Origin of the sequence: Microcoleus sp. AT3-A2 (genome assembly GCF_036705685.1) — a bacterium.
Classification (GTDB): domain Bacteria; phylum Cyanobacteriota; class Cyanobacteriia; order Cyanobacteriales; family Microcoleaceae; genus Microcoleus.
This window is the reverse complement of record NZ_JAUBVF010000024.1, coordinates 79,390-91,772: the sequence shown is the minus strand read 5'-3', so window position 1 is coordinate 91,772 and position 12,383 is coordinate 79,390. Positions and strand designations below refer to the sequence as shown.

The 12,383-nt window shown below is 45.9% G+C and carries 13 protein-coding genes; 6 read left to right on the top strand and 7 right to left on the bottom strand.

Annotation, left to right across the window (positions count from 1 at the left end; genetic code table 11):
* Positions 1–429: 429 nt before the first annotated feature.
* Positions 430–1,185, top strand: a complete 756-nt coding sequence (locus QUB37_RS15705) for a GerMN domain-containing protein (protein ID WP_333163478.1) — start codon at positions 430–432, stop codon at positions 1,183–1,185.
* A 129-nt stretch (positions 1,186–1,314) separates the two neighbouring features.
* Here QUB37_RS15705 and QUB37_RS15700 read toward each other — a convergent pair whose 3' ends face one another.
* The 3 genes from QUB37_RS15700 to efp all read right to left on the bottom strand — a co-directional run bounded on the left by QUB37_RS15700 (position 1,315) and on the right by efp (position 3,052).
* Positions 1,315–1,707 carry an ArsR/SmtB family transcription factor gene (locus QUB37_RS15700; RefSeq protein ID WP_006631662.1) on the bottom strand — a complete coding sequence of 131 codons (393 nt, stop codon included), beginning with the start codon at positions 1,705–1,707 and terminating at the stop codon, positions 1,315–1,317.
* A gap of 30 nt (positions 1,708–1,737) precedes the next feature.
* Positions 1,738–2,295 carry an acetyl-CoA carboxylase biotin carboxyl carrier protein gene (gene accB / locus QUB37_RS15695; protein ID WP_333163476.1) on the bottom strand — a complete coding sequence of 186 codons (558 nt, stop codon included), beginning with the start codon at positions 2,293–2,295 and terminating at the stop codon, positions 1,738–1,740.
* A 199-nt stretch (positions 2,296–2,494) separates the two neighbouring features.
* Positions 2,495–3,052, bottom strand: coding sequence for an elongation factor P (gene efp / locus QUB37_RS15690; RefSeq protein ID WP_333058573.1), 558 nt, complete (start codon positions 3,050–3,052; stop codon positions 2,495–2,497).
* A 438-nt stretch (positions 3,053–3,490) separates the two neighbouring features.
* Between efp and QUB37_RS15685 the strand changes: the two genes are divergently transcribed.
* The 3 genes from QUB37_RS15685 (at position 3,491) to thiL (ending at position 6,200) form a co-directional block, all read left to right on the top strand.
* Positions 3,491–4,615, top strand: coding sequence for a peptidylprolyl isomerase (locus QUB37_RS15685; protein ID WP_333163474.1), 1,125 nt, complete (start codon positions 3,491–3,493; stop codon positions 4,613–4,615).
* 242 nt (positions 4,616–4,857) lie between these two features.
* Positions 4,858–5,172, top strand: coding sequence for a hypothetical protein (locus tag QUB37_RS15680; RefSeq protein ID WP_333163472.1), 315 nt, complete (start codon positions 4,858–4,860; stop codon positions 5,170–5,172).
* A 32-nt stretch (positions 5,173–5,204) separates the two neighbouring features.
* Positions 5,205–6,200 (top strand): thiamine-phosphate kinase, encoded by a 996-nt coding sequence (gene thiL, locus QUB37_RS15675; RefSeq protein ID WP_333163470.1) that lies wholly within the window; start codon positions 5,205–5,207, stop codon positions 6,198–6,200.
* 89 nt (positions 6,201–6,289) lie between these two features.
* On the opposite strand, the gene QUB37_RS15670 is transcribed toward thiL, so the two are convergent.
* The 4 genes from QUB37_RS15670 to QUB37_RS15655 form a co-directional block, all read right to left on the bottom strand.
* Positions 6,290–6,928, bottom strand: a complete 639-nt coding sequence (locus QUB37_RS15670; protein WP_333163468.1) for a hypothetical protein — start codon at positions 6,926–6,928, stop codon at positions 6,290–6,292.
* 116 nt (positions 6,929–7,044) lie between these two features.
* On the bottom strand, positions 7,045–7,824 hold the full coding sequence (locus QUB37_RS15665) for a Uma2 family endonuclease (protein ID WP_333163466.1): 780 nt from the start codon (positions 7,822–7,824) through the stop codon (positions 7,045–7,047).
* A gap of 97 nt (positions 7,825–7,921) precedes the next feature.
* The gene (locus tag QUB37_RS15660) at positions 7,922–9,112 is read right to left on the bottom strand and encodes a cysteine desulfurase family protein (protein ID WP_333163465.1); all 1,191 of its coding nucleotides are present in this window, start codon (positions 9,110–9,112) and stop codon (positions 7,922–7,924) included.
* A 127-nt stretch (positions 9,113–9,239) separates the two neighbouring features.
* Complete coding sequence (locus QUB37_RS15655; RefSeq protein WP_333072821.1) at positions 9,240–9,641, bottom strand: DUF7682 family zinc-binding protein; 402 nt, start codon at positions 9,639–9,641, stop codon at positions 9,240–9,242.
* Positions 9,642–9,832: 191 nt separating this feature from the next.
* Here QUB37_RS15655 and QUB37_RS15650 point away from each other — a divergent pair, with 191 nt between their 5' ends.
* The gene (locus QUB37_RS15650; protein WP_333163463.1) at positions 9,833–11,497 is read left to right on the top strand and encodes a DUF655 domain-containing protein; all 1,665 of its coding nucleotides are present in this window, start codon (positions 9,833–9,835) and stop codon (positions 11,495–11,497) included.
* A 202-nt stretch (positions 11,498–11,699) separates the two neighbouring features.
* Positions 11,700–12,344 carry a hypothetical protein gene (locus QUB37_RS15645; RefSeq protein ID WP_333163461.1) on the top strand — a complete coding sequence of 215 codons (645 nt, stop codon included), beginning with the start codon at positions 11,700–11,702 and terminating at the stop codon, positions 12,342–12,344.
* Positions 12,345–12,383 lie beyond the last annotated feature (39 nt).

Below are 12,383 nucleotides of genomic sequence, written 5' to 3'. Positions count from 1 at the left end.
TAACTTGAGATTAACAAAAAGCGCTCCTAGAAATAGGGGCGCTTTTTGTTTGGGGAAAATATTTTTAGAGACCTGTTGCTATCCGTTAAATCCGTTAAATCCGTTAAATCCCTTACCTTCCTTACCTCCGTTGCCTTCCTTCTTGCTTTTTACTTATTTTTTATTCCTTTATTCTTTAATTTTTTATGATTACTATAGAATATAGCCACTATGCCGATCGAGATACTGTGACATACTCCACGGGCGAAATCTTATATTATGGTCTAGGATTCCAATAGTCGGATTCAGAATATGTTGGGCTTGCTATAAAGTTTTCGCTAGCAGCAATGCAATTGTGTCAATTCCAGAATCTAACCATAGACAAATGTAGCTGATCAGGAGTCGCTCCTCACCGTCCCAAGCGCTCTATCTGTAAGGAGAATTTGTATTATGAAAGATGGACAAGAAGTACGCCGCGTTTCCACACCCGTGATTGCCGGTGTTTGCGGGTTGGCTTTACTAACGGGAGGGGGCATTGCCTGGTGGACCGCGAACCGTTCGCCAAGCCCCGCAGATACGCCGTCTTCCGCTCCGACTAACGCTCCGGCGCTGTCTCCAAGTCCTGGGGAATCCCCTGTTGTAATTATCCCGGTACCCCCTCCAAATCCTGTACAAGTGCCACAGGTTCAGACGCCACAGGTTCAGACGCCGCAGGTTCAGACGCCTAACGCTCTGATCCCAAAATCGCCGCAGCCAAAGCCTTTGCCGCAGACTGATGTCCAGACAGTGCAAGTCTACTGGGTTAAAGATGCCAGCGGCAAATTTGAGGGAGTTCCTACGAAAGTAGCTGTCAAACAAGCTGACAACCCTGATGCAGCTTTACAAGCTGCTTTTAACAGTTTGTTGGCTGGGCCGAAAGATGGAACTGTTTCTAGCGAAATTCCTAATGGGACAAAACTCAGGGGTTTGAGTGTCAAAAATGACGGAGTTTATGTCGATTTGTCGGCCGAATTTACTTCGGGGGGAGGGAGCAATTCGATGACTGGCCGGTTAGGGCAAGTTATCTATACGGCTACGAGTTTACAACCGAATACCAAGGTTTGGATTTCGGTGGAAGGCAAGCCTTTAGAACTTTTGGGTGGCGAAGGTTTGGAGGTGGCTCAGCCGAGTACCCGCCAAAGTTTTGACAAAAATTTTCCCCTTTAGTAATTATGAGTCATTAGTTAGGAGTCATTAGTTAGGAGTCATTAGTCACCGGTCTGAAGGCAGAGAGTAGGGGTTGATAACTTATGACTCATGGCTGATGACTCATGACAGGGGGCTGGGCACTAATTTTTAGTGCTTCGTAGTTAGACTAAATGCCCGAAAGTGTAGGGCTTGCTGTTCGATCCGGCTGGCAAGCCGATCGCACACCATATTACACAGCTCAAAAATCAACTCGTCTTGCACCTTATAATAAGCTGAAGTCCCTTCACTCCGGCGAGTGAGGATACCAGCTTGGAGCATGAGTTTTAGGTGCTTAGAAACATTGGCTTGACTCGTTTGAGTAGCTTCCACCAATTCTTGCACGCATTTTTCGCCGTCGCGAAGCAAGTTCAAAATTCGTAAACGCATGGGTTCGCTCAAAATACTGAAATACTCAGCAACTTGTTGCACGACCTCTTGCGGGACAGGCTGGGATGACTTCATCAAACTCACCGGAGAGAAGTGATCGGGAAATATTAGCATTTATTCTGTCCATAACAATAAAGTAATCCTTCAATCCGGATTAATTCGCATCAACACTTGACCGTATTCGACAGGTTCGCCATTTTGAACTAAAATTTCCATCACTTGACCGGAGACTTCATCAGCATCGATCTCGTTCATCAGCTTCATCGCTTCGATAATACAGACTGTCTGGCTGACCTTGATGCGATCGCCCACATTGACAAAAGGTGGCTCGTCAGGAGCAGCAGCGCGATAAAAGGTTCCTACCATCGGCGAGATAATGGACACCCATTTGGTATCGACAGGGACAGACAGGGCAGCAGGCACGGCGGCAGGAGCGACCGGTGCAGGGGCAGCCAGGTCCGCTGCTAAATTTTGGTCAACAGCAGGAGGTGAGGCTAAGGTGGGGCTAGCAACAGCGCCCAACAGGCTCGGAGCGACAGTCGCCACGGCAGCAGGGATCGCAGCAGAGGTGCCTGGTGAACTTGCCAGAATGCCTTTGCGTACTGTCAGTTCAATATCCCCACTTTTTAAAGTCAGTTCCGAAATGCCAGTTTTGTCTAATACAGTTAGCAAGTCACAAAGCTGGTTTAAGTCTAGTTGCACAGCAGATTCAAGGGTAATTGAGAATTGAAAATTGAAAATTGAAAATTGAAAATTCCGAATCCGGCGAAGCTAGGAGCATCAACGACTTTGGAGGCAAAAGGGATAGTTTTTAAGCTGTGAGCGATGAGTATTGAATTTGGACTTCTTTAACTCATAACTCAGAACTAAAAACTAAAAACTCCCTTTTCCTCCCTCGTTTCTACTCTCGGCCGAGGTACTTGTCTTCACGAGTATCAATCCGAATCCGTTCTCCAATGGAAATAAATAGAGGCACCATAACCTGAGCTCCGGTGGAGACGATCGCGGGTTTGCTGCCACCAGTGGCAGTATCTCCTTTGACTCCGGGATCGGTTTGCAGCACTTCCAAGACGACAGAGTTGGGTAGTTCCACTTCCATGATTTGGTCGTTCCAGCGCAGGATGCTGACTTCCATCCCTTCACTGAGGTACTTGACACGATCGCCTATTTGCTTAGCATTGAGGCGACTTTCCTCGTAAGTTTCCATATCCATAAAGACGAACTCGTCGCCCTCTTTATAGGTATGCTGCATCACACTCTTTTCCAGGTTGGCTTGAGGCATAGTCTCGCCCGCCCGGAAGGTTTGTTCTACTACGTTTCCGGTTTGGACGTTTTTTAATTTTGTCCGCACGAAAGCCGAGCCTTTTCCTGGCTTGACGTGGAGGAATTCGATAACCCGCCACACGCCGTTATTCCATTCAATTGAAACACCTGGTCGAAAGTCGTTACTGGAGATCATATAAATTTTTGTGGGCAATCCCGTCGCCTTTGGGCACGGGGGAACTACAGTCAGTCGATTTTAGATTTTAGATTTTAGATTTTAGATTTACTCCACAGATGAATTTGGGAGATTGAACCTTGGTCTAAAATTTTGATCTCTCCACGACAGGAGTCTGGGGATTGTATCCGTTTTTGAGCGGGTCAGGTTAAAGCCGCAGTCTAGCTGACGGCATCAAAAAGCAATTGGCATTTTATTTTACCGTTCAAAGGGAGCAAGTGCTTTACTGAAATGTTAATGGCAGTTGACTGTTGACTGTTGACTGTTCGCTGTTGACTGTTCGCTGTTGTTAGTGGGCAATCCCCTCTTTAGGCGAACGCACAGACACTTTAGATAGGTAGCAGCTTAGAGGGCGGGCAGCGCTGTGGGAAGATAAGAGAGGCAATAAAAGTTAAAGTTATGTTGCATTGGCCTAATTTCTCGATCGATACGTGCAAGCGCTGGGTCAAAACCGTCGCTTTAGCGCTCTTGCTGTTCACTCTGTCCCTGAGTTTCAGTGCAGTCTCCCATGCCAAACGCCCCAGCAGCAGTATGCCTGCAGGGAATGCAATTACGGACGGCCGGGCACTGCTGCGCTTCGCTTTACCTATTGACAATCAGACTGTGCGAGAGTTGCAAGTCAGTCTCGAAGACATTGGCAACCACATACGGTCTAAACGTTGGGGGCCCATTAGCAGTGATGTCAGCAAGGCTTCCAGGATTCTCAACCTTCGGGAATCTGACCTTTTAGAGAGTATTCCCGACGCCAAAAAGCCGGAAGCTGAGGCGCTAGTTGCAGGAGTCAAGGAGAAAGTTGCTCAACTGGAAAAGGCTGTTGAGGCTAAAGACAGGGACAAAGTGATTGACTTGAAAGCCACAATCTTAGGTTCGGTAGGCGAAATCGAAGAGTTGATGGTGACAAAGTTTCCGTTTGAAGTGCCTGCCAAGTATGCTAATCTGCCTCAACTGAAAGGGCGCGCTACTGTGGCTGTACAAACTGAAAAAGGGGAAATTACTGTTGTGCTTGACGGCTACAGCGCCCCGGTTACGGCTGGTAATTTTGTGGATTTGGTCGATCGAGGTTTTTATGACGGTTTGCCGTTTATTCGATCGGAAGAATCCTACGTTTTGCAAACGGGAGACCCCGAAGGCAAGGAAGAGGGTTTTATTGACCCAGCTACTGGCAAATACCGGAATATACCGCTAGAAGTGCTCGTCAGGGACGAAAAAGAACCTATTTACGGGATTACTCTAGAAGATGCGGGGCGTTATCGTGACGAACCTGTTTTGCCTTTTTCTGCTTTCGGTACTGTGGCTATGGCCCGTACAGAAACTGACCCTGATAGCGCTTCTTCTCAGTTTTTCTTTTTCTTGTTTGAACCTGAACTCACGCCCGCTGGTCTGAATCTGTTGGACGGCCGCTATGCTGTTTTTGGTTACATGATTGAAGGAAAAGAAGTTTTGGAGCAACTGAAGCAGGGAGACAAGATTGTATCTGCTAAGGTAGTTAAAGGAATCGAAAATTTGGTGCGACCTCAAGTTTAATTAATGACAGCGATTGAAATCGCTTTGACACCAAAGTGACGGCGATTGAAATCGCTTTTACAGAAACAAAGCCCGCCTGCGCGGGCTGAAAAAATCAATAGTGACAGGCATTGAAATCTTTTCTAAATACAGATGACGGCGATTGAAATCAATTTGACACAGACAAAGCCCGCCGGAATCAGGCTGGAAGAAGAGATAATTTTTATAGTTTCGTTATTGAAAATAGGAATTCAATCGAGAATATGGCTATTTTACAATTTTTATTGGTAATGGGTTTGGGCGGATTCGCCGGGTTGTTAATTGTAAAAAATGTGAATGAAAGCAAGCAAAAACAGCGGTTGGATGAGGCTTTTTATCAGTTGTTGGAAACTCAAAACAGTCAAATTTCGCTGATTCAACTGGCGGCTAGTGCTAGGGTTGAGGCTGAAGTTGCTCAGCAGTATTTAACTCGGCAAGTTAAGATTTTTTCGGCGATTTTAGAGGTAGATGATGAAGGGGATACTTTTTATAGGTTTCCTAGGTTGCGCTTGCCGCCGAGTTCGGGTAAGGAATGGTGAATTGAGAAAGTGCGATCGACTAATTCAAATTTATGCAAGTTAAAGATATCGGTGAACAAGGTCTTTTAAGAATATTGCAAAAATTCTGCCCCGCAGAAATAGTTGGTGATGATTGCGCTGTCATGCCTACAACTCCCAACCAATCTCTGGCTATCACTACAGATATGTTGGTGGATGGAGTGCATTTTAGCGATCGCACTACGGGGCCTTATTACGCAGGATGGCGCGCCGCAGCGGCGAATTTGTCGGATCTGGCTGCGATGGGAGCAACACCTCTGGCGGTGACTGTAGCCCTCGCTGTGGCGGCGGATACGGCTGTGGAGTGGGTTGAAGAGTTTTATCGGGGGATGACGGCTTGCTTGCAAGAATATGATACGCCGATCGTCGGTGGGGATGTTGTGCGATCGCCCGTGGTGACTGTGGCGATTACTGCTTTCGGACAAGTTGAGTGCGATCGTACCATTAGTCGGTCAAATGCGCGATCGGGCTGGGCGATTGTCGCTACTGGGGTTCACGGAGCCTCCCGCGCGGGATTAGAATTGCTGTTAAATCCAGAATTCGGGCAAAATCTGGAAAAGGTCGATCGAGCTTCTTTAATTATCGCTCACCAGTGCCCTAAACCGAGGCTGGATGTTTTGCCGATTGTTTGGGAGATTTTAGATTCTGCGGGTGAGTTTTCCATCGCCGGAATGGACAGCAGCGACGGTTTAGCTGATGCGATTATTCAAATTTGTCGGGCTAGCGGTGTTGGCGCAAAAGTCGATCGTACAAAACTACCAATTCCCGATATTTTCAGCGAAATCCTATCAACCGAAAAAGCTTTAGATTGGGCATTATACGGCGGGGAAGATTTCGAGTTAGTGCTGTTTTTGCCGATCGCGAATGCTGAGTTATTGGTGGAAAAAATAGGAAATGGAGCCGCAATTGTGGGAATAGCTACCGAGAGCACCGATATCTGGTTGACTGATAGCAGCGGTGTTTATCCTGATATTGTATTAAAGCTCGATGGAGGATTTCAACACTTCTGAATTATCTCGCTTCTCCGCATAGGCGGACTTGGTTTATGTAGACGCGGTTTCAACGACCTGGTTTTTGCCCGTTACAGATTTTCCGCCAGCTAACCGTTGATTCTGTTACTGTAGGCATTAGTCAGATTATTTTGAGTTTGCGTCCATTTTTCGCTCCCAGGTTCCCGATTATTTAAAACTATTTGATAACCAGTAATGGCAATTTCAATATTGTTCGCTTTATTGCCACTGGGAAATTCACTAATATGAACACTCAAATTTTCAATGATACCGATAATTGAGCTAATTGTTTCTGAGTTTTCGCCGGTAATTAACTTCTGCGCTACTTGCTGTAAAATATCGGCAAAACGGGCATTGAGAAGATGTTGCCGTTGATCTAGCATGGGGTAAATTACTGCAATATCGCCATTGCTATCTTGTTCTGCTTGCAATAATTCTAGGAAAAAGTTTGCATACTCTTGGGGCTTTTCACCTTCAGAGTTATTGCTATCTCCCTCATCGTTCCTATCGATGAATTGCCATAGCTGGCTGGCAAGATTTCGGAGGAAATTAGCGCCATTCTCGCCTCCTTGTTCTGCCAAGGTTGATGCTACTAACTCGCAAGTTTCCAGAAATCCGCGATCGAGTAATTCTAAGTTATCCTGTAAAATCTGCGGTTCCTCTCCATTGGGGCAATTCAGCAGAGTGTGAATTAATTGCAGATAGGCTTGGGCGCGGTTTTCTTCCATTTTGGGGAGTTGTGAATAACACCGGGATTTATTTTATCATGATTCGATGGTTTGGCGGTTGAAACTGCGTCTACACACACGAAGCGACTCAACGATTTCCACCGCCGAATCATCTATTACAATTGATTTAGATCGATTCCCATTTCTCGCAGTCTTAATTCTAAAGCTTGCGATCGCGATCGTTCTTGTTCGAGCAAAGTTTCTGTGTCAGTGGCGCGTTGCTCTGCTTGCTGAGCTTGTTGCTCTGCGTGTTGTCGCAGTTGCTCTGCTTGCTGAGCTTGTTGCTCTGCCTCAATAGCCCGCGCTTCCGCCTGTCGTCGCAATTGAGCGAGTTCCACAAAACTCATAAACGCTTCTCCAGACGGCCCAAACATTTCGAGTCCCGTTTCAGATAATTGAAACCGGACGCCCAGTCGGGGACTGATCCAACCGTCTATTTGTTCGATCGCTTCTAATTGTTCCTCTTGACGTTGCCATCCAGTCAACTCTAATGTTTGTGGGTCGTACAAATAGTATTCTTCCACACCATAACGTTCGTAAAATTTGAACTTTTGAATCATCGGAGCGGGCCGATTTCCCGGCGACCAAATTTCAAACACAACTTGTGGCCCAATATTATCTTCATTCCACTGTTGATAGGAACCACGATAACCTTTTGGTCTGCCAAAAACTACCATCACATCTGGTGCTTGGCAAATTTTATTATTTCCTTCAACGGGATACCAAAGCAAGTCGCCGGCAACGAAAACATTCGGGTCATTTGCAAACAATAGTTCGGAATTTTCCTTAATCCAAACGATTAATCGAAACTGCTCGGTATTATCTGACATTGGTTCGCCATTATCGTCGGGGTAGATGATATTTTGTTTGTCGGGAGATTGCAGTTTTGTAACCATTGCTTTTTCCCCAAAATAGATGGTGATTTTATTTTAGTGTAAATGATATCAAGTGGCTTTTTTGTGTGTAGACGTGTTTTCAAGATCAGAATCCTTCCTAACGCCTCGATAATGCTACCTTTGGCATTAATCTATCCAAAATTTGCTCGATCGCAATTACTGTCCAATCAATATCAGCTTCTGTGGTTTCTCGTCCTAGAGTCAAGCGAATTCCACCAACTGCGCCGATTTCGTCATATCCCATTGCTAATAATATCGGACTGGGAGTTAGTTTGCCGCTGCTACAAGCAGAACCGGAACTAATGCCAATTCCTGCTAAATTTAGCTGCCGCACGAGAGTTTTGCCTGTGATTCGCCCTGTATCTCTCTTTTGGTAAGGGCGGGAGGAAGGGGAGACTATGCAAAAACTGACGTGGTGTGGGAGTCGGAAATATCGATCGCCAGTTGGTACTAAACTGTGTACGTGGGATAATCGGTCAAAAAGCCGATCGCGCAATGCAATTAACCTCGGCGTTTCCACATCTATTTCCTGCAATGCTAACTCCGCCGCCACCCCAAAACCGACGATTGCCGGCAGCGCTTGTGTCCCGGAACGCATTTTCAATTCTTGGCCACCACCGCCCAACATTGGCACTAATTCTACTCCCGGACGCACATAAAGCGCGCCTGCACCTTGTGGCCCGTAAAGTTTGTGACTGGAAACCGAAAGCAAGTCTACGGGCAGTTTCTGCACGTCAACTTGCAGCTTGCCGGCAACTTGAACTGCATCGGTATGAAACATGATATTGCGATCGCGCGCAATTTGTCCTAATGCCTTAATTGGTTGCAGCGTTCCAACTTCGCTTTGTCCGTAAATGATGGAAATTAACACTGTATTCGATCGCAGCGACTCTTGCAAATCCAAAGGGTGAATTCGCCCAAATTTATCCACCGGTAGGCGCGTTACTTCCCATCCCAACTGTTCGAGTTGTCGCGCCGGTTCTGCTACTGCGGAGTGCTCTACGCTGGAGATAATAATATGCTGTGGCTTTGTATAAAGACGCGCAATTCCCATAATTGCCAAATTGTTAGCTTCAGTGCCACCACTGGTAAAAATCATCGATTCCGGTAGCGCGTTAATTAAGCTAGCAACCTGCATTCTTGCTAATTCTAAAGCTGTCGCCGCCCTTTGTCCCCACTCGTGCAAGCTGGAAGGATTTCCCCACTGCTGAGTCAGGGCTTTTTGCATGGCTTGAATCGCTTCTGGGCGTGCGGGTGTTGTGGCACTATAGTCGAGGTAAATTTGCATGATAAATAACTAATTAATGAATGTTGACTGTTGACTGTTGATTGTTGAATGTTGACGGTTGACGGTTGACGGTTGACTGTTGATTGTTGTGAGTGGCTACCAATAACCAATAACCAATAACTGATGACTAACTTCCTGGTTTGCAAACGTTGTAGTCTTCGTGCGACAATACTTTTTGGGGAATTAAGAAAGTGCCGCAATCTTCACAAAGCATTCTGTAGTTGCGAGTTACAGGAATACTGATTATCAAACGGTTGTGACGCAGGCGTTTGCCGCCGAAATCTCTGTAATTCTTATTTTCGCCCAAAGCTGCTATAATTGCCCGGGCTTTAGTGACTACGTGGTCGGGCAGACCTCTGAGATCGATGATATCTCTAGCAAATGATGCTTCCCTCTCTTGTTTTTTGGTTTGTTTTTGTGTCAGCACTTCAACGTAATGCTGCTGCGCCACCAACTCTTGCGTGCAGCGATGGCACGCTTTACCATATCCTTTGTGACCGCACGGAAAAATTCTTTTTCTTTTAGCCATAAAGCAGCGGTATAGGGTTTGACCCACGCCCCTGAATGCTGCTACCCTACCAGTGATGCTTCCGGCATCGAGGCAGTTCTACAAGACGTAAAATCTGTTCCCTTGCATAAATTTAATAGGTTGTAACTTTACTTGATCCAATAGCTTTGAACTGTGAGAAGGCTAATAACCTCTATATTTATTAAAATTTTGTGGCTGTAGTGTATTATCATTTACTCGGTTTCTGCTGTGCTGGGCTGGTGGCGATCAATCTGGCGGGCTGCGGACAAACAAAGCAAGACGTGCAGAATTTACCTCTCAGTCTGGCTCCATTGCCTCAAGACCCCTTGTTGCAAGTATACTTCAATCAGTCGATCGCTTCGAGTTATACAGAGCCTTACCGCCAGCAAACTCGACCTGGAGATGATTTAGAAAACTCGATCGCTGTGGCGATCGCCAGTGCTGGATCGACGGTAGATGTAGCGGTTCAGGAGTTTCGCTTGCCTAGTATTGCGAGGGTTTTGGCCGATCGACAGCGATCGGGAATTAAAGTGAGATTAATTGTCGAACATATCTATAGTCGCCCTTGGAGTGATTTTACAGCTCAGGAGTTGGTGAAATTACCGGAAAGAGAGCGCGATCGTTATACCGAATTTATGCAACTTGCCGATACCAATAAAGACGGTAAATTGAGTGCCGATGAAATCAAGCAAAATGATGCTTTGGTAATTGTCAAAAATGCGGGTATTCCTGTAATTGATGACACTGCTGACGGCAGTAAAGGCAGCGGTTTGATGCACCACAAATTTGTGGTAATTGATGGCCAAACGGTAATCGTCACTTCTGCTAATTTTACCACAAGCGATATACATGGCGATTTCAAGACAGCCGCAAGTCGGGGTAATGCGAACAATTTGGTGAAAATTGAAAATGCTCAATTAGCGCAACTATTTACTCAAGAATTTAACATCATGTGGGGCGACGGGCCCGGAGGCAAACCGGACAGCAATTTTGGCATTAAAAAGCCGTTTCGTCAAGTGCAAAAAGTAAGAGTAGGGAATGCGACAGTGGCGGTGCAATTTTCGCCGACTTCCCAGAATTTGCCTTGGGAAAAAAGCGTTAACAGTTTGATAAATCGAAATTTGGGTAGTGCGAAAAAGTCGGTTGATTTGGCATTGTTTGTATTTTCGGCTCAGCGGTTGTCAAATACTTTGGAAATTGAAGCTGGGCGAGGAGTTGCGGTGCGAGCTTTAATTGACTCTAATTTTATTTATCGCTCTTACAGTGAAGGGTTGGATATGATGGGGGCGACTTTGATGCAAGATTGCGGGTTAGAAACTGACAATCGCCCTTGGAGAAAGCCGCTGACTACGGTGGGAGTACCCCTGTTACCAATGGGCGATCGCCTGCACCACAAATTCGGCGTTGTGGACGGCAAAACGGTGCTTACAGGTTCTCACAACTGGAGTGAGGCGGCAAATCACGGGAATGACGAGACGCTGCTGGCGATCAAGAGTCCCGTAGTTGCAGCCCATTTTGAGCGGGAGTTCGATCGGCTTTACAAAGGTGCAATTTTGGGAATCCCCGCCCGAATCAAACAGAGAATTGATGCTAAGAAAAAAGAGTGCGATTCACTACAAGCAGCATCAAAAGCGACGAGTGCTAAACCTCAAATTGCTGGAGGTAAAAAGTTAGTTAATTTGAATGCCGCGACTCAGGAAGAATTAGAAACCTTGCCTGGGGTTGGCCCGAAGTTAGCCGAGAGAATTATTGCAGCGCGGCAACAGCAACCTTTCACCTCTTTGGACGACGTGGCGCGGGTTCAGGGCATTGGGGACAAGATTTTAGAGAGATGGCGCGATCGAGTAACTTGGTAGTTAAGTTCGTACTCAGGACTTCATTCCTGACTCCACAAAGTTCGCACGCACTCAGGAGTTCAGTTTTCCCTTTAGCAACTCAGGATCAAAGACTCAAGTCCTCACTAGAAACCTATTAGATCTACTTTGACAACACATCAGCTCTCAAGTTAAAATAACTTCTAAATAAAATGCTATCTATTCACCTGAGAGGTAGAGAGAGATGGAACACGCCAGATTTGTTACGGGGAACCCACAAATCAAATTTCTAGCTATTTTTCTGGGGGCAATTTTTTTGGCGCTAGCAGCTTTCACAGTTAGCGCCCAGCAGACTAGCGAAGCACAATTTAGGGTCAAAAACGAAAACGCTTTTAATATTAATTTAATTCAATTTAAGCGCACTGAATATGTAGGTCCATGTGCCGGTACTGTCTTCTCCCCTGATTCGCAAAGCGCTCGATTTGTCTCCAGCAAGACTCCTCCCGGCCCTAACAGAAGGGTAATGATTAAAAATGTGACTGATGGCATGGAAACTAACCCCTATCCTTACACAGACCGAGGTTACAATAAAGGTGAGTTCTCCGAGGATTTTGGATTCAAGTTGGGTAACAGTCACAAAACAAGAACTTTTTCGGTTTTAGAGGGAGAAAATAAGTTTCTCTATGAAATTAAAGAAAATGACCAAGTTATAGAACAGGGTGCGCTTACGGCTGAAGTTTCTATACAAAACTTAGGTACTTTTCCCCGTCAGCAAATTTGTCAAGATCAGGTAGAATGTCGGGATACTTCTGATTGTCGCGATCGTAAAGGCAGAAAAAGAAGTTGCAGACAAGAGTGTTTTCCTGTTCAACAATGTCGCTGTCCCTAACTACTTTCTGTCCAAAAATTATTTTATTTAATTAAGGCC